At 58.3% G+C, this 22,226-nt stretch carries 17 protein-coding genes and 2 pseudogenes; 15 read left to right on the forward strand and 4 right to left on the reverse strand.

Features of this window, described 5'->3' with window-relative positions; translation table 11 throughout:
• Window positions 1–73 precede the first annotated feature (73 nt).
• The 4 genes from AC0L25_RS26975 to AC0L25_RS26990 all read right to left on the reverse strand — a co-directional run bounded on the left by AC0L25_RS26975 (window position 74) and on the right by AC0L25_RS26990 (window position 4,122).
• The gene (locus AC0L25_RS26975; RefSeq protein ID WP_473494798.1) at window positions 74–799 is read right to left on the reverse strand and encodes a GntR family transcriptional regulator; all 726 of its coding nucleotides are present in this window, start codon (window positions 797–799) and stop codon (window positions 74–76) included.
• A gap of 252 nt (window positions 800–1,051) precedes the next feature.
• Window positions 1,052–1,807: a 4'-phosphopantetheinyl transferase family protein gene (locus tag AC0L25_RS26980; RefSeq protein ID WP_473598301.1), complete on the reverse strand. Its 756-nt coding sequence runs from the start codon at window positions 1,805–1,807 to the stop codon at window positions 1,052–1,054.
• Between the two features lie 756 nt (window positions 1,808–2,563).
• Entirely contained in the window at window positions 2,564–2,974 is a 411-nt protein-coding gene (locus AC0L25_RS26985) for an acyl-CoA thioesterase (RefSeq protein ID WP_473598302.1), read from the reverse strand.
• A 431-nt stretch (window positions 2,975–3,405) separates the two neighbouring features.
• Complete coding sequence (locus tag AC0L25_RS26990) at window positions 3,406–4,122, reverse strand: GntR family transcriptional regulator (RefSeq protein WP_473494801.1); 717 nt, start codon at window positions 4,120–4,122, stop codon at window positions 3,406–3,408.
• Window positions 4,123–4,294: 172 nt separating this feature from the next.
• On the opposite strand from AC0L25_RS26990, the gene AC0L25_RS26995 reads away from it, so the two are divergent.
• The 15 genes and pseudogenes from AC0L25_RS26995 (at window position 4,295) to AC0L25_RS27065 (ending at window position 22,204) form a co-directional block, all read left to right on the forward strand.
• The gene (locus AC0L25_RS26995; RefSeq protein ID WP_473598303.1) at window positions 4,295–6,304 is read left to right on the forward strand and encodes a hydantoinase/oxoprolinase family protein; all 2,010 of its coding nucleotides are present in this window, start codon (window positions 4,295–4,297) and stop codon (window positions 6,302–6,304) included.
• A 68-nt stretch (window positions 6,305–6,372) separates the two neighbouring features.
• A complete protein-coding gene (locus tag AC0L25_RS27000) occupies window positions 6,373–8,058 on the forward strand; it encodes a hydantoinase B/oxoprolinase family protein (protein WP_473598319.1) in 1,686 nt (561 codons plus the stop codon).
• A complete protein-coding gene (locus tag AC0L25_RS27005) occupies window positions 8,055–8,945 on the forward strand; it encodes a beta-keto acid cleavage family enzyme (protein ID WP_473598304.1) in 891 nt (296 codons plus the stop codon). The genes AC0L25_RS27000 and AC0L25_RS27005 overlap by 4 nt, the downstream gene beginning before the upstream one ends.
• Window positions 8,942–9,718, forward strand: a complete 777-nt coding sequence (locus AC0L25_RS27010) for an SDR family oxidoreductase (protein WP_473598305.1) — start codon at window positions 8,942–8,944, stop codon at window positions 9,716–9,718. The genes AC0L25_RS27005 and AC0L25_RS27010 overlap by 4 nt, the downstream gene beginning before the upstream one ends.
• Window positions 9,719–9,753: 35 nt before the next feature.
• Window positions 9,754–11,013 (forward strand): ABC transporter substrate-binding protein, encoded by a 1,260-nt coding sequence (locus AC0L25_RS27015; RefSeq protein WP_473598306.1) that lies wholly within the window; start codon window positions 9,754–9,756, stop codon window positions 11,011–11,013.
• A gap of 67 nt (window positions 11,014–11,080) precedes the next feature.
• Window positions 11,081–11,944, forward strand: coding sequence for a branched-chain amino acid ABC transporter permease (locus AC0L25_RS27020; RefSeq protein ID WP_473598307.1), 864 nt, complete (start codon window positions 11,081–11,083; stop codon window positions 11,942–11,944).
• Window positions 11,944–12,876, forward strand: coding sequence for a branched-chain amino acid ABC transporter permease (locus AC0L25_RS27025; protein ID WP_473598308.1), 933 nt, complete (start codon window positions 11,944–11,946; stop codon window positions 12,874–12,876). The genes AC0L25_RS27020 and AC0L25_RS27025 overlap by 1 nt, the downstream gene beginning before the upstream one ends.
• On the forward strand, window positions 12,869–13,627 hold the full coding sequence (locus tag AC0L25_RS27030; RefSeq protein ID WP_473494809.1) for an ABC transporter ATP-binding protein: 759 nt from the start codon (window positions 12,869–12,871) through the stop codon (window positions 13,625–13,627). Before AC0L25_RS27025 ends, AC0L25_RS27030 begins: the two co-directional genes overlap by 8 nt.
• Complete coding sequence (locus tag AC0L25_RS27035; protein ID WP_473598309.1) at window positions 13,620–14,324, forward strand: ABC transporter ATP-binding protein; 705 nt, start codon at window positions 13,620–13,622, stop codon at window positions 14,322–14,324. Before AC0L25_RS27030 ends, AC0L25_RS27035 begins: the two co-directional genes overlap by 8 nt.
• Window positions 14,325–14,580: 256 nt before the next feature.
• Window positions 14,581–16,533, forward strand: coding sequence for an acetoacetate--CoA ligase (locus tag AC0L25_RS27040; RefSeq protein WP_473598310.1), 1,953 nt, complete (start codon window positions 14,581–14,583; stop codon window positions 16,531–16,533).
• Window positions 16,534–16,949: 416 nt separating this feature from the next.
• Window positions 16,950–17,333, forward strand: a complete 384-nt coding sequence (locus AC0L25_RS27045) for a hypothetical protein (protein WP_473598311.1) — start codon at window positions 16,950–16,952, stop codon at window positions 17,331–17,333.
• Window positions 17,334–17,652: 319 nt separating this feature from the next.
• Window positions 17,653–17,949 (forward strand): annotated as a pseudogene (locus AC0L25_RS27050) (CidA/LrgA family protein); the annotation flags it as partial.
• Window positions 17,942–18,630: pseudogene (locus AC0L25_RS27055) on the forward strand (LrgB family protein). The pseudogenes AC0L25_RS27050 and AC0L25_RS27055, both read left to right, overlap by 8 nt.
• A gap of 1,693 nt (window positions 18,631–20,323) precedes the next feature.
• Window positions 20,324–20,917 carry a phospholipid N-methyltransferase PmtA gene (gene pmtA, locus AC0L25_RS27060; protein ID WP_292269697.1) on the forward strand — a complete coding sequence of 198 codons (594 nt, stop codon included), beginning with the start codon at window positions 20,324–20,326 and terminating at the stop codon, window positions 20,915–20,917.
• Window positions 20,918–21,538: 621 nt separating this feature from the next.
• Window positions 21,539–22,204: a methyltransferase family protein gene (locus AC0L25_RS27065; protein ID WP_473598312.1), complete on the forward strand. Its 666-nt coding sequence runs from the start codon at window positions 21,539–21,541 to the stop codon at window positions 22,202–22,204.
• Window positions 22,205–22,226 lie beyond the last annotated feature (22 nt).

The raw sequence follows: 22,226 nt of genomic DNA on the forward strand, positions 1-22,226 counted from the left end.
TCAAGGTGGATGTTGAATCACCGGAGAAGCTCGTCGTCACATCACAATCGATTCATCGATCACGGGACGTGCTCTAGGCAGGGACCCGATTTCCCGCACGATCTGTCAGGTCGGACTTTTCAAGAATCGCAAAAATCTGCTCATGCGCTTCCATGATGTTGCGTTCGAGGGCGTCGGCGGCTGCCAAGCCATTGCCCTTCTCCAACTGGTCAATGATTTCGCGATGATTATGGTGGCCCGGAACAACTCTCGTTTCATTTCGCCTGAGGCCGAGGACTCGGCCCGCCTGTAGCCAATGCGCCTCGATTGTGTTCATCAAGACCTTGTTTTCAGAGAGATTGTAAACTGCGAAATGAAACAGTTGATTGAGCTTCAGATACTTTTTTACGTCAGCGTTCTTCTCCATATTGAGCAGTTCCATCTTCTCATTGATTTCTCTGAGATAGTTTAGGCTCTTCCCGGCAGATTTCTTCACACCCCAGACTATGGCCTGCCGTTCATTCAGAAGGCGCACTTCCAGAAGATCGCGGAGGCCTTCAGCAGTGATCATTGGAACGCGCGCGGACTGACGCGGCGCCCGTTCGAGTATGTCGATGCCGCTAAGCCGGTTGAGCGACTCGCGGATTGGCATATGGCTGGTGCCGAATGCGACAGCCAGTTCCTTGAGACGCATCGGCTGCCCGGGCGAAAATTCCCCGGACATCAGTGCGTCCTTCAGTTCGGCATAGACATGCTCAATCGTCGAACTTGGGGAAGCCTTCAATGGTGGTATTTCGTACTTCGAGCCTTTTGTCGCCATTTGGCATGATCTCCAAAACCGGTGCCTCGAACGCCCTGTGAACACGTCTCACGCGCTGCATGAAAACGGCGGGGCACCAGCCCACCCGAGCCCTGATCCGCTGGTCCACGCCCGAAGTGCGCGCATCGCAAACCACTTGGCAGGGCACCTGCCGCCGAGATTTCCGGCCACGACGACCCAGGGCCAGCCGCCATCTCCAGCGCCCTGGTTCCGAAGCTTCGGCAGCCTTAACGATGTATCCGCCAGGAGCCGCTACATTGACATATGCTGGGGTGTTACTGCCAACCAGGTCAACACATGGCCAGCAGCGATGCTAAAGCGAATGTCATAGTGCTGGCCCTCGAGCAATTCTGGACAGATAGTTTTTGTCAGATGCAGTCGTAGTTGCCCGTTTCGAGGCGTCGTTCGTAACTCTGCACAGTCGAATCCGAAAAAGCGCCTTGCCACAGGATAGAGCGCTTTGAAAAGTGTCTCTTTGCCCGAAAAAACTAGGCTCGCCAGCCAGTCTGGAGAGAGGACCACTTGTCGAGCGATCAAGGCGCGCTCATCCTCATTGGTGGTCATGTTTAGGATCGCATCCAGAGCATGACCGCTGGCCAGCGCCTCAACGTCGACACCTGCTCGCCAGTTCGCATTGGCGATGGCGAAACAAGCGCAATGCCCACGCGTATGGCTTATCGATCCAGCGGAAGAGGAAGGCCAGAGTGGAGCCCCGCCTAGGCCGATTGGAATCTCAGTAGCGGCTTGACCCAGCGCCCGCAATGCCGCGTGTGCCATCGCTCGCCCGGCTAAAAACTCAGCACGGCGTATGGCCACCGCTGCGGACAGACTGGCAGGGCAGTGCAACGCCAGCAGGTTGAACAGGTCATCCGTATAGCTCTCGAGATCAAACCTGCCACGCACCAAGATCGCATTGGGGAGCCCGGGAACATGTAACTCAACATCGGTGAAAAATCCACGTGAACGAGAAGATAGAGCGATAAGTTCGAGATCGGCAAAAGCGGTCATATCCCGTCGCCTCCCCTAACCTAGGTCGCATTTCTATCATGATATTTTCTGGGGAACGAGTTTGAGTTTGTTAATTTATATTACGAATTCATTAAGCTAGAGTTATACGTTTAGGTGGCGAAGCTGAGGGCTTGCGCCATTCGCAGGATGCGCCCCGGCCAGGACGGGAGTGTGGTGGGTCTTCCAAGCACCGAGTTGGCTGGGTAGGGTTTGCAAGGGGCGAACAACCGGATGAACGAACGGATGATGCTGGATAAGTTGCGCGTCCTGTTGGGGATTTATACCAACGGTCATGAAGCTCGACCGACGTGAGCCCACTTTCGCATTCCGATTGATGTGATTGTTTCGGGTTGGGCGATGAGCTTCTGCCAAGCCTCGCAGGCGGCGTCGATGATGCCGGCGTGGGGACATCCGCGCCGGAGCTGGACCCCGATGAGCCAATCGAGGCGACGAGCCGGATCCGCTGCCCGAAGAGTTCGCGGCGATCGACGCCTTGCATGCGCGCTCGAATGCGGTCCTCGAAGGTGTGGTAGTCGAACGGCTACCTCGATCGGAAGCGGTGCCCGAGCGGGATCCGCTGATCTACGACCCGGATTGGGACGAGCGAACCCTGTCGAGGACTGGCGCGCCACGCTTGATCGAGTAATGTCATGAATGCAAATTTTATGACATTGAGGATAGTTTGAACCAACCAATTTGCAGTAGAGACGCTGGACGTCGGGGCCAGACCGCTATTTTTTTGCGCAGCGTAGCCGACTAAGCGGCAAATACCGACTCTGCTCGCGCGATAACTGCCCTACCGAGCTCGCTTGACCTGCGCTGTTGAAGGTCGAATCGAACTGATACGCAGCTCTCCACGGCAGCGGTCTCACCGTTGGACGAATTCACCATGACATGCCGGATGGTAAGCGAACTTTTGCCGATCTTTGTGACGGAGGATCGGATTTTAAGAATGGTCCCCGCACTTACCTCTGCGCGAAAATCGGTCTCGGTCCTGACATCCGCCCATCCAAGGGAGTCTTGGCGGTCATCAACATCCAAGAACCGCAGCACGACCAATGTAGCGTCGTCAAACATGGCCGCGTAAAATCGGCGGTTCATATGACCAAACTCGTCGCACATCCATGGCTGCGCGACGCCAATAAAACTATCGATCTCGTCAGTCAAAATATACCTCACTAAGAGTTGGCGGAAAGTGTCGCATCGTCGGGACAACCCATGCTTGGGTATTCACTTCGATACAGCTGTATTGGCTATGGGCCGCGAAGACGCTAGTTTCAGTTTGAATCGCGCCCACTCTCCCTTCTGGAGCTACTGCTCCGAGTTACCCGAGAAGCAATGCCCAACCGAAACAGCGGCAGCAGGCAGCGTGAACGGAACCTCGCGAGGCCAAATGAGCGACGGCCCGCATCGGAATGCCTGGGCCCCGCACTTAGAGTCGCCCGACGCGGAGGTCGCGGGTCGCTCGCTACCAGCTTTGATCCATATCATTCACCACCAAGCACCGCCCTCGCAACGCGCGGGTCGTTTTCCAATTCTGCCATCTTCGTTTCGTCCATTTGGAATCAATGCGCAGCCCAGGAATTGCGGTTCCAGTGTCATGGTGCGCTCGAGCTAGAGCTGTGCGCTTTGTGTATTTTTGTAGACAAAGCTGTCGCGATAGCGTCTCCAGCTTCCTGCAGGTCGGCGACCAGGCTCTGAACAGCTGTAGTGCTGTCGCCCGATCTCACGGCGGCAATTATGTCTGCGTGATGCCGATGCCCTGAAAACGACATTGGAGTCGCCTTCAACAGGCTCAACAACGGCCCATAACGCATCCAAAGCAATTCAATAAGATTCACAAGTTCAGGATTTCCGCATCGTTCATACAGCGAAAAATGAAACTTGTGATTTAGTTGTAAATACGTCCGCGTTCCTAGTGCGCCACGCTCCGCTTCAATATCCATCCGGGCATTTATTTGGGCCAGCTGATCGGCAAGCCCGTTCTCGCCGCGTTCGACCGTCATCGCCACCGCCTTGCCTTCAAGATCTGTTCGAAGGGTAAGTAGATTGCGAAGGCGCCCAACGCTGGCTTCGGGAATGAAGGGAGTTCGCCTCGTTTCGGACTGCAGCGCGCGAGCCATGACAAGTCTATTGAGCGCCTCTCGAACCGGCATATGACTTGTGCCGAATGCGGTGGCCAAGTCGTCGAGCTTCAACTTCTGACCAGGTGCAAACTCGGCCATCATGATTGAACGAGTTAGCTCCGCATAAACATGTTCCAAATCTGAGTTTCTTGGCCGCGGCCGAAGCACGGGAAATTTGGTCGCTGGCATTTTCACTCCCGATCTGCCTGACACGGATGTGAGCATAGCGAAAATAATTTATTTGATCAACGATCAAAAATGGTTAGGCTCTGTGTGGTGGATATCGCGTCGACATAGGGGTTGACACAAATCTGTTTTGCCGGCAATTCTTTGATCAACGATCAATAAAAGGGTAACTGGTATGTGGAAGGTTGGTATCGATGTGGGAGGAACTTTCACGGACCTCTTCGCGGTCAACAGTGCGACCGGCGAAGAGCGAACCGGTAAAGTTCTGACGACCCCTGAGGAAAGGTCGCGTGGCGTCTTGAACGTCATTGCAAACGCCAGCATCGCACCGAACCAGATTGAGCTGCTTGTCCACGGCACCACGACGGCGACCAACGCACTGATCGAGCGCACCTTCCCGGATGCTGCGATGATCACCACGGAGGGCTTTCGCGACGTGCTCGAAATCGGCCGAATGCACCGCGAACATCTTTATCGGCCCTATCAAACCAAGCCTAAGCCCCTGATCCGTCGTCGGCATCGCTACACGATCAACGAAAGAACCACTGCGTTCGGGAAGGTTGAGAAGGAGATTGATGCTGCAGAGCTTCAGCCCATTATCGAGGCCATCGCTGCAGCCGGCATCCAATCCGTGGCTATCTGCCTGATCAACTCCTACGCGAACCCGGCAAATGAGCGCAAGGTCGCCGAAATCATCACAGCCGCATTGCCCGGCGTGCGGGCAATTCCTTCGGCGGATGTCAAGCCGGTGTTCCGAGAGCACACGCGCTTCACGTTGGCTTCAGTGAGAGCCACGATCCTGCCGGTGATGGCCGACTATTTTGAGCGTCTTGAGGCCCGGCTCCGTGAAGCGGAGTTTACCGGCAATCTCATGATCCTGAAAAGCAATGGCGGGATGATGTCCGTCAACCAGGCGCGTCTCCGTGTCGAGGAACTGGTGGAGTCGGGGCCTGCAGGCGGCGTCGGATATGCGTCCGAAATCGCACGTACGGCCAGCTCGGTAAACATCATTCACACCGATATGGGCGGAACAAGCTTCGACGCATCCATCGTCGAGGATGGTGAGGGCCTCATCACCCGCGAATATGAAATTGAGTTCGACATTCCGGTCGCAGTGCCGATGCTCGACATCCGTTCAATCGGCGCCGGCGGGGGTTCGATCGGCTGGATCGACAGCGGTGGCTCACTCCGCGTCGGCCCCATGTCCGCAAGTTCGGTTCCCGGGCCTGCCTGCTATGGGCGAGGTGGAACGCGGCCGACGATCACGGATGCAAATCTGGTGCTCGGCAGGATTAGCCCGGATCTTTCGGGTAAATTTAAACTGGACGTCGCAGCGGCTCGCGCAGCCGTAGAGACCGTTTCGTCTCAGTTGAAACTTAGCATCGAGGAATGTGCCGAAGGCATGCTGCGGATCGCGACCGAGGCTATGGCACAAGCCGTCAAGCTTGTCCTTGCATCTCGCGGCCGAGACCCTCGCGATTTCGCGCTTGCGAGTTTTGGCGGAGCAGGACCGCTGCACGCGTGCGCAGTCGCCGAGGCGCTCGGCACGCCGACGGTCATCGTCCCCAGATACTCCGGTGTTGCCTCTGCTTATGGAGCGCTGCGACTGGCAATCAAGCACGACGAAGAAGTTTTCTACTACGCCCCGCTCGTCGCCAAGGAGCTCGACGAAATCGGCCTCCGCTTGAAGAACCTGGGTGATGCAGCCGTCGAAGCCCTTCTTGGGCAGGGCGCCAGCGCAGACGGCGTGCAGGTTAGCTTCGTGATGCGCATGCGGTATGCGGGTCAGACTTTCGAAGTGGACGTCGTGCAGGACCGGGGTGCTATCGAGCGACGCGACCTCGATCGCCTGGCTGAGGCCTTCCACGGTGCGCACAAGAGAGAGTTCGGTGTCCGGTCGGACGATTTCCCCGTGGAGATTGTCGCACTGGCAGTCACGGCGGAAGCGCCATCACCCGCTGGCATTCTGCAATCTAGTACGAGTTCCGCGATCGGCTCGCCACGTCAGGCTGAACGCAAGGTCTGGTTTGGCGGCTGGACCGACAGCCCGGTTCACGACGCCGCCGGCGCGGTCGAGGTCAGCGGCCCCGCTCTCATTGAAGATCCGCACACCAGCATCGTCATTCCACCGGGTTGGGTGGCACGCTTTGACTCCGCCCGCAACTGCATCTTGGAGAGGTCATAATGGTTACCTCAATCGACCCAATCACGTTCGAAGTGCTTCGCAACACGTTCGAGCATGTTTGCCGCCGCATGACGGTGATTCTGCAGAAGTCATCCTTCTCGCCGATCCTTTCGGAAAATCTCGACTTTTCGAACGCGATCTATGACCCCGCGCTGCGTCTGGTCGGTCAGACTGCAAACTGCCCCGTTCATCTGGCGGCGATGCATTTCAGCGTCCAGGCCGTGGCGCGGAAGTTCGGCATCGAGACGCTTCGGCCGGGTGATGTGGTGGTGCTGAATGACCCCTATGACGGCGGCACCCACATCAACGATGTGACGCTGACCATGCCTGTCTTCCATGAAGACATGCTTATCGGTTTCGCGGTAAGCCGCGGTCACTGGATGGATCTTGGGGGTGGCGGCCCCGGTGGCCAGGGCTTTGGAACGCACGTCGCCGGTGAAGGGCTTCGGCTTCCCCCACTGAAGCTCTATCGCAACTATGAGGTCGATCCGGACCTTCTCGAAATCCTGCTGCGAAACACGCGCACGCCGCATTACATCCGCGGCGACCTGCAAGCCCATATGGGCGCTCTGCTGGCTGCCGAGGATGAACTCCAGGCTACCGCGCGCAAATACGGCCGCGCGACCCTGCTCCAGGGAATGGACGACATGATCCGCTACACCGAACGGATCGTTCGCGCAGAAATCGAAAAGATACCGGATGGTGTCTACGAAGGCGCCGACTACGCGGATTCCGATGGCATCACCGATGCCAAGGTCTGGGCGCGGGTCAAGCTGACCGTCTCGGGCTCAAACCTGCACGTGGATTTCGCGGGAAGCGATCCCCAGGTTGCCGGCGCGATCAATTCGCCCTTCGCGAACACGACCGCCGCCGTATACACCGCTCTGCAGTTCTTCCTGGCGCCCGACGCGCCGCCGAATGCAGGCATGTTTGCGCCAATCACATTGAGCCTTCCGGATGACTGCTGGCTTAATGCGCGCTGGCCCGCTCCTGTCGTCGGCTGCACCACCGTAACGTCCGGAAAAGTACAGAGCGCGATCTGGCAGGCCGTGGCAAAGGCCATCCCCGATCTTGCGATCTCTCCTACATGCGCCGATGCAAACTGGTTCGTTGCTGCGGTTCGCGGTGCCGGCGGGCGCATTGATGTCTTCTCGGACATCCCGGCGGGCGGCTGGGGCGGAACGCCATACAATGATGGGCTGAACGTGACGCTGGATCCGTTGGGCAACTGCACCAACATGCCAGCGGAAGCGGCCGAACTGCTCTACCCGGTCGTCGTCGAAGCCTTCGACCTTCGCCAGGATTCAGGCGGCCCGGGCGAAAACCGGGGCGGTCTGGGCGCGCGGTTCAAGTTCCGCTTTCTCAATGGCGGCGAGCTTTCGATCGAGACATCCAGAACCATCGAGGGAAGCCCCGGCGTAAACGGCGGCAGCATGAGTCCCGTTCAGGTGCTGGTGCAGGAATATGGCGATGGGCGCCGCGAGATCATCGGTGGCCCGAGGCCGGATGGCACCTGGCGCTCTCCGCTTCTGTCATCCCACAAATTCGGGCCGAACGAAGCATTCGAATTCCTGTCCACAGGTGGCGGCGGCTGGGGCGTTGCGCGCTCCCGTAATCCTGAGCGTGTCCGCGAAGACGTGATCGACGGCTACATTTCGGCGGAAGCCGCACGCCGGGATTACGGCGTGGCGATCGACCCCAAAACTCTTGAAATTCTTTCAGACGAAACGTCCAAGCTGAGACAACAAGCATGAACAACGAAATCTTTATCACCTGTGCCGTGACCGGCGCCGGAGCAGGCCCCAAGAAGAACCCGCATGTCCCCGTGACGCCTGAACAGATCGCCGCCGACGTTCTGGCCGTCGCCGAAGCCGGTGCCGCGATCGTCCATGTCCATGTTCGCGATCCGGAGACGACGGACGGAAGTCGCGATGTCAAACTTTATGCAGAAGTGCTTGAGCGCGTTCGTAACCGCAACAAGGACATCATCGTCAACATGACGGCGGGCATGGGCGGCGACCTCGTTCTCGACGCCGAGTATCCGACCAAGGCCGTCGCTGGCACAGATCTCGTCAACCAGAAGACCCGGCTCCTCCACGTCGAGGCGCTGCGACCCGACGTCTGCACGCTTGACTGCGGCTCATACAACGTCGGTGAAGGCAATCTGGTCTACATTTCCACGCCCGAGCAAATTCGCGAAGGTGCGGCTTTGATCCGGGGTTACGGTGTGAAGCCCGAGCTCGAGGTATTCGATCTCGGCCACCTTGACTTTGTCATGAAGCTCATCGGCGAAGGCGTGTTCGCCGGCCCTGCAATGATCCAATTTTGCCTAGGCGTGAATTGGGGCGCTCCGGCCACCACGACGGCAATCAAGGCCATGGCGGATGCAGCCCGCGGCGCCGACGTTGTGTGGTCCGCATTCGGCGTTGGCCGCATGCAGATGCCGATGGTCGCCCAGGCTGTTCTGCTTGGTGGGAACGTGCGTGTCGGTCTCGAAGACAATATCTGGCTCGAACGGGCTGTTCCGGCGACGAACGTCGCGCTTGTGCAGCGCGCGCACGAAATCGTCGAACGCATGGGTGTGCGGATTATGTCATCCGCCGCGACCCGCGATCGCCTTGGATTGGGAGCAGCAGCATGAGCCCTCTTTCTGGCAAGCGCGCAATCATCACTGCCGGTGCCAGCGGTATCGGTAGGGTCGTCGCGAAGAAAATGATTGAAGCCGGTGCGCGGGTCGCAGTCTGTGACATTGATCCCGCTTCGGTAAGCTCGTTCTCCTCGGAATATCCCGAAGCCACTGCAGTCGTATGCGATGTGGCTGACCCCGCCAGCGTTCCAGCCGCTCTCCAGGCGATGCTCGCGGGATTGGGTGGCGGAGTGGACATCCTCTTCAACAATGCCGGCATTGCCGGTCCGACGCTTGCGATCGAGGACGTCTCGCCCGAGGAGTGGGCGCGAACGGTCGATGTCAATCTCACCGCCCAGTTCTTGTTCATTCGCGGTGTGATGGCCGGGATGAAGACGCAGCGGTCGGGGGTTATCCTCAACATGTCCTCAGCGGCCGGACGACTCGGCATGCCGATGAGGACGCCATACGCGGCGGCCAAATGGGCCGTGATCGGCCTTACCCAATCGCTCGCGATGGAGGTCGGCCAGTTCGGCATCCGCGTGAACGCAATCCTTCCCGGGTCCGTCCGTGGGCCGCGCATGGAGCGAGTGATGTCCGCCCGGGCAGAACTTACAGGACGCCCGCTCGCTGAAATCGAGGCCGAGGAAGTCGCGACAATATCACTGGGTCGAATGATCGAACCTGAGGAAATTGCGGATCTGGCGGTTTTCGTCGCGTCCGATGCAGGCAGATCAATCTCGGGGCAGTCATTGGGTGTGTGCGGTAACACCGAAATACTCCGGTAGAAACATAGGGGAACTTCAACACAGGGAGAAGTGAAATGAACGTGCTTACAAGTCTGCTGATCGCCGGCGCACTTGCCGGTGCTCTAGGAACTTCAGCGGCCGCCGAAGATACGATCAAAGTTGGAGTGGTCCAGCCACAGGCAGGCGAGTGCGCTCAATGGGGCGTTCCGATTACTCGCGGTGTTCAGCTTTGGGCCGAAGAATTCAACGCGAACGGCGGTATCGCCGACGCAACGGGCAAGAAGCATAAGATCGAGGTAACTGGCTACGACAACAATTGCTACACAGCCGGTGATGAGCTGAACGCTTTCCGCCGTGCAATTCTTGATGACAAGGTGAGCTTCATTCTCCAGACCTTTACACCTGCTTCACGCCAGGCGGTCGCCGAGATCACTACCGAAAACAAGGTTCTGACAACAAGCTATGGTGCCGGCTATCTCGGCCCGAAGTACCCGTTCCTCATCGGTTCGGTCACCGGCTCACCGGCGTCATACATGTTCCTTGTCAGCCATCTCCTGGAGAGCCGGCCGGAGATCAAGCGTGTCGCAATCGTAACGGCAGACCACTCTTTCGGCCAGGCGGCGCTTGCTTATTACAAGGCAGGCCTGGCTCCCTACCTGGATCGCGTCGAGATCGTTTACTCGCAGCCCTACGATCCGGCATCAACGTCGGATATGCTCGGCCTGGCCACGCCGGTAATGGCATCCAATCCCGACCTTATCGTCGAGCTGGGCTTCACACCTGGACAGCAGGCCCTGTTCGTCGAGGCGATGGAGCAGTTGGGCTACAAGGGTCTCTACGGCAGCGAAGGCTGGACCATGGGCCTGGTAACGGAACGTGTCCCGGCTGCAGAAGTAGCTGGCCGGATCTTCAGCGCTTATGTCGTCGATGCTTCCGAGCCGAACTTCAGCCCGCGCGTGTCGGCGTTCTATAAGACCTACGTCGAGAAGTTCGGCGAGAAGGAATGGTCGGCGCTCGCGTCGGTCGCCTACGCAGCGATGACAACCATCGAGGCGGGGATTCAGAAGTCCTCTGATCCCACCGGCGCAGGCGTGCGCGACGCGCTTTTCGCAAGCGATACCGTGGATCAGCCGCTTTTCGGACCTTCGCGCTGGGGTGGATCGGAAATCTTCGGTGCCAACAACTGGCTGATGACTCCACTCCCGGTCTACGTGACGGACGACAAGGGTGGTGTAAAGGTTACCGCCGTCGTTGATGTTGCTGCCTGGTGGAACGCTCACAAAGACGCAGCGCTGCTAGCACTCTCTGAAGGCGGTCAAGTCTCGGCAAAGTGAGGCTTATCGGCATAGGTGGCCGCGGACGTGCCGCGGCTACTCCGACCTCTCTCAGGTGATTGACCCGATGCAAAGCTTACTGAATTGCCTATCGCTCACGTCCTTTTACCTTTGCTTCGCCCTCGGTCTGGCATTGGTTTTCGGCGTGATGCGAATCATTAATTTCGCCCATGGCGAATTCTTCATGATCGGCGCATACGCAACATATCTCTGTATTTCGACTCTCTCACCCCAGGTGGGTGGTCCAGTCGCATGGGCCGTCGGTGCAATCGTTGCGGCGGCGGTGACCGGGCTGCTCGGCCTGGTGCTACACAGAACCATGGTCGTGCCACTCGGCGACAAGCCCTTGGCGATTTTCATATCAACGCTTGCGTTGTCGTATGTCATTCAGACGATTGTCGTTCAAATCTTTGGGCCCGTTGGTCTTTCGATCGCCCCGCCGATGCGAGGCGTCGTGAACTTCGGCGGCGCCATTCTTCCGGCATCGAGACTCGTCGTCATTGGGGCGGCCGCCGTGCTAGCAGCCGGTCTGTGGGTATTCCTCATGAGGTCCGAGGCAGGCCGGCGCATTCGCGCTGTGGCTCAAAATCCGCGTGGCGCCCTCTTGCAAGGTATACGAACCGAGAAGGTGGGCCGACTTACCCTCATCCTCGGATCATCGATCGCGGGCATATGCGGTGCGGCCATGGGTCCCATCAGCCAGATCTCTCCCTTCATGGGGGCGGGTGCGCTATGGAAGGCGTTCATCATCATCATCGTTGGCGGTATTGGCAACATCTGGGGCGCGGTTGCTGCCGCTGCTATTTTCGGTGTCCTCGATACCCTCATGTCTCAGTTCGGTGCCGGACGTTTTCTCGCTCTCACGAGTGCGGCCGTCATGCTGTTCGTCCTGAGTGTTAAGCCATCTGGCCTGTTCGGGGAGAAGGAATAATGAGTGCGTTCCGACGCGATTTAATGACCGTGTGCGCACTGGGCGCCGCGCTTGTCGTCGGGGGCTTCGTCGGCAGTAACTATATGCTTGGTGTCCTCGTGCTTTTCGGCATGACTTCCATCCTGGTTCTGTCGTATCGCACCATCACGACAATGGGAGGTTGGTCGTTCGCTCATATCGCCATCATGGGGATCGGCGGCTACTCCGTTGCAATCCTTTCGAAGCCGCCATTCGACCTGCCGGTGCTGGTGGCAATAGTCGCAGGAGGATTGTTCGCGGCGCTATTTGCAGGGCTGCTGTCCTACCCCGTGCTTCGGACCCGCCAATATTACTTCTTCCTGTCTACCTTTGCGGCGGGAGAGGCACTGCGCCAATGCTTCATTCAGTTCCGGGAAATCACTGGCGGCACATCGGGCATCGCCTTTATCGAGCGGCCTGAAATCCTGCCTAATCCGTCGTCGACGCTGGAGTTCCTATGCCTGGTGGCCGCTGTGCTGGTCTTGTTGGGCATCTTCTACGCGTCACTGGATGCCTCCGATGCCGGCTTGAAGATCAAGGCTGTCGGCGAGGACGAGGCACTATCGTCGTCGATCGGGATCGATGCCTGGGCGTTGCGCGCCTTGGCGTTCATACTTGGCTCATTCGGCGCCGGAATATCGGGCGGTTTGTTCGCCACTTACAACGGCATCGTCTCGCCATCGGATATAAATGCGATGCTGATGTTCAAGGTCGTCGCGGCCTGTGTGATCGGTGGCACGACCCGTTTTTCCGGTCCAATTCTCGGACTGCTGTTTCTTACGCTGATCGAAGAAATCTTCAGATTTGTCCCTGAATTCGTCCCGATGATCTGGGGCGTATTTGTCGTCATCGCAATACTCTTCGGACAATGGGCACGTGGCCGCCGCATGGTCTGGAGGACTAAAAATGCTTGAGATCAATAATTTAAGCAAGATCTTCGGCAGCTTGAAAGCGGTAGATGGAGTGTCGCTCAAGCTCGGACGGAGCGAAATCCGCGGCCTTATCGGGCCGAATGGCTCGGGCAAGTCGACGACGATGAATTTAATAAGCGGAAGCTTGAAACCTTCTGCCGGTGACGTCAGCCTGGATGGTGTTCGCGTCGAAGGGTTCCCCTCGCATCGTATTGCCAGGCTGGGCCTGGTTCGAACATTTCAGCTTACGAGGGTCTACACTTCAGGAACCCTGCTTGAAGCCGTGGCGCTCGGCGTCCGAGCTGCACAGGGGTCAGCGTGGAACCCTAAGAGATGGATACCGACCGGAGAGACCGCGAAGATCAATATTGCTGCGTTCGAGGCACTGGAGCGGATGGGGCTTGCATCACGCGCCAATGAGCCTGCTGGGAACCTTCCAGGTGGTTTGAGGCGCGTACTAAGCATCGCAACCGCGCTGGCGACCCGCCCTCGAATACTGCTCCTGGACGAACCGTTGGCAGGGCTGCATGCAACCGAAAAGGCAGAGGTCTCGACACGGGTTGAACAACTGCGAGCAGATGGAATCTCGATTTTGCTCGTTGAGCACGACATGAAATCGGTGATGCGTCTGTGTGACAGGATCACCGTTTTGAATTTTGGCCGCGTCATTGCGGAAGGAACGCCTGAGGAAATCGGACGTCATCCTGAAGTGATTAAGGCGTATCTTGGTCGGAAGAGGAATAGTGATGCTTGAGGCGAAAGATCTGGTACTTGAATATGGTGGCGTCCGCGCGCTCAATGGGATGAGCTTTACGGCCAGCACTGAGCAAGTGACCGCGGTCGTCGGCAGCAACGGCGCGGGAAAGACGACCCTGATGAATGCTATCTGCGGTCTCGCCAAACTCGCCTCCGGCGAAATCCGATTGGACGGTGCAAAGCTCAATGGGCTTGCACCAGATGACATCGTGCGCAAGGGCATCTCTCTTGTGCCAGAGGGACGTGAGCTTTTTCCGAAACTGTCGGTCCTAGAGAACCTTTTGCTCGGCGCAACCGTTCGGCCTGATCCCACAAGGCGGCGCAAGACGCTGGAGCGAATTTTCGAGCTCTTTCCGGTGCTCGCCAACCGTCAAAAACAACAAGCAGGTCGAATGAGCGGCGGTGAACAACAGATGCTTGCTTTTGGCCGGGCACTGATGGCGCAACCGAAGATGCTGTTGCTTGACGAACCGTCCATTGGCCTCGCCCCTATGGTCGAAGAGCAGCTCATCTCGGCCATCAGCGACTATTCGCGCGAAAGCGGGATCGGTGTGCTGATCGTCGAACAGAACGCCATGCTTGCGCTTGAGTATGCACAACATGCCTACGTCGTTGAGCAGGGGCGCGTTGCACTGTCCGGACGAGCAGCAGAGATAAGGGACGATCCTGCCGTCATCGCGTCCTACTTAGGCTAGTTGTCCCGAGATGCAGGACGTGTGTCGAGGCCGCGCTGCGCGCTTATCGCGGCGCAACTAACCTCTGTTCATCCTGGCGGGTTGGCGATCAAGGCGCTCGCGTGTTGTCGGGACGCGGGCGTTAATTTGTTCGGTTAAACGCCGAGAAGGCACCTAGTGGCACTAAGGCCAAATCTGGTGGTGTTGGGCTCCTGCGACGCATCGGCCTGTTATCTACACCGCGGCCGCATAACATTTGGTTCAAAGGAACTTGTCGATGATCGACTCACCCTTATTTCAGCCCAGCACAGACGAGATTCGCACGAGCGCAATCACGAGGTTTCGCGAATTCTGCACCTGTACCTACAAGGCTGATCTACCCGACCATGATGCGTTTCATCAATGGTCAATCGATGAACGCGGCACTTTCTGGTCTGCCGTCTGGGATTATTGCGGCGTGATTGGACAGCCCGGGCCACGCGATCTCATCAACGGCGATGTTATGCTCCAGGCTCGCTTCTTCCCCGACGCCAGCCTGAACTTCGCTGAAAACCTCCTGATCAAGCGCGGTTCCCAAGACGCGCTGATCTTCCGTGGTGAGGACAAGATGAGCTATCGCTGGAGCTGGGATCAGCTCCATTCCACCGTATCCAAGCTACAGCAAGCCTTCCGCGCGATGGGCATAGGCAAGGGCGACCGTATCTCGGCCATGATGCCGAACATGCCGGAGACAATCGCCTGCATGCTGGCCACCGCCTCGATTGGTGCCATCTGGTCGTCCTGCTCGCCCGATTTCGGCGAGCAGGGCGTGCTCGACCGCTTCGGCCAGATCGAGCCGGGGCTATTCATCACCTGCGATGCCTACTGGTACAACGGCAAGCTGCAGGACGTCTCCGACAAGATCCGGAACGTCGCGCCCAAGCTCGGCTGCCCCGTCATGGTCGTGGGTTACGCCGGCGACGCCGAATCGCTGGCCGCATCGCTCGCCGATGGCCGCACGATGGATGCCGCGACCATCCCCTTCACCGCGAGGCCCGTGGAATACGAGCCGCTGCCGTTCGCCCACCCGCTTTATATCCTGTTCTCCTCGGGCACGACCGGAGTGCCGAAATGCATCATTCATTCTGCCGGCGGCACGCTGCTGCAACACCTGAAGGAACACCGCTTCCATTCCGGCGTCGGCGCTGGTGATCGCCTCTTCTACTTCACGACCTGCGGCTGGATGATGTGGAATTGGCTGGCCTCGGGTCTGGCGAGCGGCGCCACGCTCTGCCTGTTCGACGGCTCGCCCTTCGCGCCCTCGGGCAATATCCTGTGGGACTATGCAGCCGAGGAACGCTTCGCCGTCTTCGGCACCTCGGCCAAATACATCGATGCGGTGCGCAAGGGCGGCATCGAGCCGCTCAAGACACACCATCTCTCCGACTTGCGCCTGATCACCTCCACCGGCTCGCCGCTTTCGCCGGAAGGTTTTTCATTCGTCTATGAAGGCATCAAGCCGGACGTCCAGCTCGCCTCCATCTCGGGCGGCACCGACATCGTCTCCTGCTTCGTGCTCGGCAATCCGATCAAGCCGGTCTGGAAGGGCGAGATCCAGGGGCCGGGCCTCGGCCTCGCAGTCGACATCTGGGACGATGAAGGCAAACCGGTCCGTGGCGAGAAGGGCGAACTGGTCTGCACCAAAGCCTTCCCCTCCATGCCAGTGGGTTTCTGGAACGACCCTGATGGCGCCAAATACCGCGCGGCTTATTTCGAGCGCTTCGACAATATCTGGTGCCAGGGCGATTTCGCCGAATGGACCGAACACGGCGGCCTGATCATCCACGGCCGCTCGGATGCGACCCTCAATCCCGGCGGCGTGCGCATCGGTACCGCCGAGATCTACAACCAGGTCGAACAGCTCGATGAAGTCGCCGAGGCCATCTGCATCGGCCAGGACTGGGACGACGACGTCCGGGTTATCCTCTTCGTCCGTTTGGAACCGGGCCTGACGCTCGACGCCGATCTCGCAAACAAGATCAAGACCAAGATCCGTATCGGTGCGTCACCGCGTCATGTACCGGCCAAAGTGATCCAGGTCGCCGACATTCCGCGCACCAAGTCCGGCAAGATCGTCGAGCTCGCCGTGCGCGAAGTCGTCCACGGCCGGTCGGTGAAGACCAAGGAGGCGCTGGCCAACCCGGAAGCGCTGGAGCTCTATTCCGGGCTGGAAGCACTCTGCAGTGATTAATAAGGGTCTGGCGCAAACATCATGGCCACTCGAATGTATTTCGGCATCACGCAAGTAACGACGGGGTTGTAGCAGCGGAGTGGCGCCCGCCTACGAATACCGTTTCCTTATCAGAAGCAATCTCACTTTGCAGATCGCAAAGCCTATGCCCGCGTCTCGACCATCGGCCAGACGGTTCGACAACCAGATCTTGGAAATCCAGTCGGCGGGGCTTCCATGTCGAATCCCGTCGCATCGTCTCCGAAACCATCTCCGGCATTCTTTGTGGTGACGGCAAATATGCCGGCCGCTTCCGGCCGATTATGGATATAATTTGTGACGATGGCGCAATTGTCGACAAAGATGGACGACTCATTCGCGCGGCGACCAACTGCGAGGTTGGTTCGCGCGGTGACGCTTTCGTCAAGATTGACCTGATGCGCAAACTGACACTGAAGGCGACAGGCAAGCTGGTCGATGTAGCAATGGAAGATGGCTTCGTTCGCGCCGGAACAAGATTCATCAACTCTGATGGCACGTCCTTATCCTTATTGGAGATGATAGACGCCGCCAAATGGCAACTTCAGGAAGACGGTCTTGTCGTGCAAGTAGCAGGCCTGCCAGCGGCGCCTGTCGGCTATGCCGGCCCAAAGATTCCAAAACCGGAGGATTACATTCTTGCCCGTAGCAAACTGACGCTTGCCGATCTCTATGACGACGCACGCGTTCCAGCTGAGGTCGGCGATGCCGCTCCGTTGAAAGGCCAGGGAAATCGCAAAGAACCCGGCTCGGGGCTGCAACGCACCGTTATGCAGGAATGACCGTGCAATAGCGCCTATCGTTATCACAGCGCACCAAAGAACGCATCGCCGCGGCGTGGCGGCGCATCGGGCGACCGCCGAACCTATTTTTCTGCGCTGCGGCAACGGCCGCCTTGCGGCCTCTGCTCGTCATTAAGAGTTGGGCGTTGGCTACGGTGTTGCACCATGGCAGTGGTGGAACTTGGGACTGGTTTTCGAGAACACGCTGTCGTAGTTTTGTAACGCGGCATTTGGCAGCATCTTGGCCCACAAGGTCGGGCTTGGCGGAGGGCAAATTCGCTGGAATGGAAACGCTTGATCCAGAGGGCAGCTATCTGTTCCCGGCCCAGTCCTTGGGATGGCTCTTATCGCGACGGTCTTTTCAATCGCGAGAAGGTTCGGAGTCCTCAACAATATCCGCGGTCAGGTCGCTTCCGTCTCCACGGTGATCCTGGGAAACCTGGGCATTCTGTTCGTGCCGGCAGGCGTCGGAGTCGTGCAACACATTGATCTGATCCGGGGCCAGGGAGGTGCGATACTCGCAGTCGTGCTTGGCTCGACAGTGCTTACGCTGTTGACGACAGCGCTGGCATTCGTCGTAGCCAAGCGCCTCGTCGGAGGCGGTGCCAATGGGTGAGGGGCTATGGGTCTACCTCGCCGCGTCGCCGCTTTTGTGGCTTACGGCAACCTTGACGGTCTGGATCGCCGCTGTTGGCCTGTCGAAACTCTCTCTCGACAATCCATTGCTGAATCCGACCTTGGTGTCGGTCAGCGCGATCGTTCTCGTCCTGCTCATCGCAAAGGTGGACTACCGCAGATACTTCGAAGGGGTCCCAGTTCATAAACTTCCTGCTGGGTCCTGCCAAGGTCGCGTTGGGAATTCCGCTCTATGAGAGGCTCTCCTTGGTAAAGACAAACCTCTTTCGATATCCGTCGCACTTTTTGTCGGAAGCGCAACTGCGGTTGGATCGTGTTCCTCTGCCGCGCGTTGGGGCTTGCTGAACACCGCATCGCTTGCGCCGAAGTCCACTACCGCCGCCATTGCAATGGCAGTTTCCTCCGGCCTCGGAGGAAATCCTGCCCTGACCGCCGCTGTCGTCGTCCTCACCGGAATCTGCGGCGCCGTGATTGTAGCGCCGCTCATGAATGCTATGCGCGTGAAGGATTTCACTGCAGGGGGTTCGCGGTGGGCCTGGCTTCCCATGGGATCGGGACGGCCCGCGCTTATTCCGTGAGCCCCGTGGCTGGGCTGTTTGCGGGAATTGCGATGGGACTGAACGCAATCCTAACTTCGATGATCGTGCACGCATTTCTGTAGCGCGGACGCATGGCGGATTGCTGGAGATCGGACATGCGAATGCACACGGGCTGCGTCGGCGAAAGTGCCTTTGCCTCAAGCCATCAAGGATTTCAGGCTGATCCCGGTGTCGGCGAGCGCTTCCACTTCGGGGCTTAGCCGCTTTCTGATCATCATCTCGGCAAAGCGTATCTCCTTGGCGATGGCACTGAGGCTGCCGAAGCCACATGCACACGCCAGACTGATGGCGCGCTGACGGTTCGACGCCGATGCTTATAGGTGACCTGCAGGAACTGGTAGATGGCGAGGCGGTCCTGCTGGCTGTCAATTGAGACCTCCCGCAGCGAGGCTTCCAACGGCCCGCCCCGAGTCCGCGATGACCGTGCGGCCAGGCGCCGAAATGGCCCTCTCCGAGATCCTCAAACAATCGTGCGAGGCCTTAGCGTCCCCCCGCCCCCGGGAGACAAGGACGCTCTTTTTGGCTACGGCAGCAGCAGGCAATTTATTGCGTGTCGAACCAGGACGGGCTCCTACAATGGCGCCGCACGATCAGGAAACGCCATGATACCTTTGAACATCAGAATCAACGCAGAACGCCGATCCCTAGCCATCACATGGGATGACGGCAATTTCTCCCATATACCTGCTTCGCGGTTGCGGGCACTCAGCCGAGCTGCACATCATATCCGGTCCTCCATCGACGGGAGGAAGCATTCATTTGCCACTCAAAGGAAACGCTGTTCGCCTCGAATGCTCATTCGGAGCACGCGCCGCCCAACAACAGGCGGCTTAGGGCGCTGCAGAGCAGGTCGTGTTTCTGACCGGCGCCAACTCACGTCGTCGCCAAAAGCGGTTCCTGATGCCCTATGCGCCCTGCCAGCGAGTTCAGCTTGGAACAGGACCCAGCGTGAAGCTGCTAGCAGAAAAATCGCTTCGGCTCCGGTCGTGGAAGGACAGGCACTATGGCCTGCGATGATTACCGGCCGATAGGAACGGCCGGGCTCGTAAGGACCGGAAGAGCTGCTGTTTCCTTTTTGGGGGTTTCTCTGAAAAGTCTTCAGCCTAAACCTCATTATTGTGGTCCAGCCGTCGTATTTTCCAAGGCCATTACACGGTATTCATAGCACTTTGCCGCCTGCGCGGCAGAGAAGGCTATGGCAAAGCCGGAACAACGGTAAGACGGCGCAGACCGTCAGGCTCTTCAAAAAATTCAGAGGGGATCGTCATCATTGGTCCGGCGATTGGGAGGCTCGGCCGGCTGAAAAGAGGACGTTTGGCAATGGGGCGGCCACGAGATAGCTGGGGTGATCCAAGCGACGCACTTGCACAGATCACCTGCCAAAAATGGCGCACCGGTCCCGGAATCGAGCCGCCGTCGCGGGTTTTTTGCGGCCGTAGCGGCCTCGCTGTCTGCTGTGCGCCTGGCGAAACGCGCAGCAGATGAGAACCTGTGTGCGTCCCGCGGGCGCTGATGGTGCAGCCGGAGATACGGCTGCTCGATGAGCCGAGAGGGGCTCGCGAGCCATGACCGATACAGGAAGAACTGGCGCGCATCTGAGCGAGAAAAACGTGATCCTGGTGGACAAGGGCGTGCCAGCCGGCGCGGGCGTTTCGCGCCTCCGGCGCGGCAATCATCCCTGTGAATCAGGCTTGTTTATATAGCGAAACTTCGAGAAAAAGTCGCTCCGACGCGGATCGGGAGAAGGGAGCGGATATGGTCTTTCGATTGAAAGAGCGACTTGGCAAGAAACTTGAGGAAGAAGTGCAATTCTTCAAATGTTGGCAGAAGGATAAGAAAGGCGTGGGCGCACTCATGCCCACGTCGATCCACGCGGCGCGCCGCATGGCTAGTGTGGTCAACCCGCATTCTGAATTGCCGGTTTTGGAGCTTGGTGCCGGGACGGGTGTCATCACCAGGGCCATCCTGGAAAGAGGCATCCAACCGCATCGGGTGACTTCGGTCGAATATTCCAAGGATTTTTATGATGGCCTGGTGCGACGCTTTCCGGGAGTGGATTTCCGCTTGGGCAATGCGTTTGCCTTGGAAGAAATTCTGGGGGAGCGCCGGGAAAAGTTCGATTGTGTCATAAGCGCAGTGCCGATGTTGAGCTTTCCGATGCAACAGCGCCTCACACTGCTCGAGGATTTGCTTGCACGAGTCCCCGCCGGGCGACCTGTGATCCAAATCACCTACGGTCTTCTGTCACCGGTGCTCAAAATGCCCGACCGTTACATCGTTTCTCACTATGATTTCGTCGTTCGCAATGTTCCCCCCGCACAACTCTGGACCTATCGACGGGCAGTGTGAAACCACAGGGGACGCGAGCGACAGGTGGCTTTCGGAATCCTTGTACAGGACTGCACAGCCGATTGAACTTGGTGCTGTGGCCAGCCATTCGCGGCCCTGGCTGGACCGCCTTCCCTTCCGCATTTTCTGAGGATCGATTTGACCGCAGCAGAGAGATGATGTTCGGCTACAAGCATTGAGAGCGGCGAAGATTCCCGCTAACGCCGATGTTTCTCCGGTATTTCCGGAGATGCATTCCTCGAGACGCGCCAGGCGGGACTTCGCATTGCGAAGTTCATGTCCGGCTTCGAAACGTCGATGGCGTCCTTGAGGTGTGGGCGCTATGAGGTCGCGCTCCAGTTCCGCAATGCGCGCACGCACCTGCCGAGCCTCGTCCTGACGCAACGCCTTGATCCATCCACGCCCGCGCATCGGTCTTCCTGCCAGCAAAAGCCATGCGGGTTTATCCGCCGAGACCTTAATTTCCGGCAAGTTCCAAAGGGCTGCCGACATAGGGATCTGCCAAGGGTCAGGCCTACCGCAATCGGCTATCGAGCTTGCCATTGAAACCGAGCAGTCGCCGCCAGGAAAAGGGACAGCGCGTCACATTTCTGACAGATCGGTCGACATTGGATGCACTGCTTGGCGCGAGCCCCCGAAAAAGCCTTTGTCGAAGGAACCATGATGTCCGCTTCCATTGCCCCGCAACCATTTAATCAGCGGAAGAGACTTTTGGTCGTCCAGGCCTTGAGCATAGCGGCGATTGGCTCGCTGCTATTCTCTCGCCCCGGTTGGGATGAAGCATCTAGCCTTCACGAGGTCATCGAGATGATCGGTTTTGTTCTGATCCTCGTCTGCATACTCGGGAGGTTGTGGAGCATCCTCTATGTCGGGGGGCGGAAGAACAGCGAGTTGGCAGTCAGCGGGCCGTACTCGATCACTCGCAATCCCCTATATCTGTTTTCGACGATCGGAGCATTCGGCATCGGCCTCATGTTCGGATCGCTCATCGTTGCATCCGCTCTGGGGGGGTGCACCTATGCGGTTTTCGGGATGACTGCCCGAAAGGAAGAGACGTTTCTTCGTGACAAATTTGGTTCGGAGTTCGAAGCATATGTGGCAAGAACGCCGCGGTTCTGGCCCAAGCCGTGGCTGCATCAGGACAAGCATCAGCACACGTTCTCCACGAACGCATTAAGAAGCACATTCTTCGATGCCCTCTATTTTCTGGCGATCTTTCCAGCCATCGAAGGCATCGAATATTTCCAGGTAGCTGGCTACCTGCCCACCTTTTTTTGGCTGTTCTGATCTTAAAGACGGAGCAATAAGC

It is taken from the genome of Mesorhizobium sp. WSM4813, assembly GCF_055811555.1.

Coding starts and splice junctions, on each gene's coding strand:
- AC0L25_RS26975 (WP_473494798.1), bottom strand. CDS start 799: ATGGCGACAAAAGGCTCGAAGTACGAAATACCACCATTGAAGGCTTCC.
- AC0L25_RS26980 (WP_473598301.1), bottom strand. CDS start 1,807: ATGACCGCTTTTGCCGATCTCGAACTTATCGCTCTATCTTCTCGTTCA.
- AC0L25_RS26990 (WP_473494801.1), bottom strand. CDS start 4,122: ATGCCAGCGACCAAATTTCCCGTGCTTCGGCCGCGGCCAAGAAACTCA.
- AC0L25_RS26995 (WP_473598303.1), top strand. CDS start 4,295: ATGTGGAAGGTTGGTATCGATGTGGGAGGAACTTTCACGGACCTCTTC.
- AC0L25_RS27000 (WP_473598319.1), top strand. CDS start 6,373: ATGACGGTGATTCTGCAGAAGTCATCCTTCTCGCCGATCCTTTCGGAA.
- AC0L25_RS27005 (WP_473598304.1), top strand. CDS start 8,055: ATGAACAACGAAATCTTTATCACCTGTGCCGTGACCGGCGCCGGAGCA.
- AC0L25_RS27010 (WP_473598305.1), top strand. CDS start 8,942: ATGAGCCCTCTTTCTGGCAAGCGCGCAATCATCACTGCCGGTGCCAGC.
- AC0L25_RS27015 (WP_473598306.1), top strand. CDS start 9,754: ATGAACGTGCTTACAAGTCTGCTGATCGCCGGCGCACTTGCCGGTGCT.
- AC0L25_RS27020 (WP_473598307.1), top strand. CDS start 11,081: ATGCAAAGCTTACTGAATTGCCTATCGCTCACGTCCTTTTACCTTTGC.
- AC0L25_RS27025 (WP_473598308.1), top strand. CDS start 11,944: ATGAGTGCGTTCCGACGCGATTTAATGACCGTGTGCGCACTGGGCGCC.
- AC0L25_RS27030 (WP_473494809.1), top strand. CDS start 12,869: ATGCTTGAGATCAATAATTTAAGCAAGATCTTCGGCAGCTTGAAAGCG.
- AC0L25_RS27035 (WP_473598309.1), top strand. CDS start 13,620: ATGCTTGAGGCGAAAGATCTGGTACTTGAATATGGTGGCGTCCGCGCG.
- AC0L25_RS27040 (WP_473598310.1), top strand. CDS start 14,581: ATGATCGACTCACCCTTATTTCAGCCCAGCACAGACGAGATTCGCACG.
- AC0L25_RS27045 (WP_473598311.1), top strand. CDS start 16,950: ATGCGCAAACTGACACTGAAGGCGACAGGCAAGCTGGTCGATGTAGCA.
- pmtA (WP_292269697.1), top strand. CDS start 20,324: ATGGTCTTTCGATTGAAAGAGCGACTTGGCAAGAAACTTGAGGAAGAA.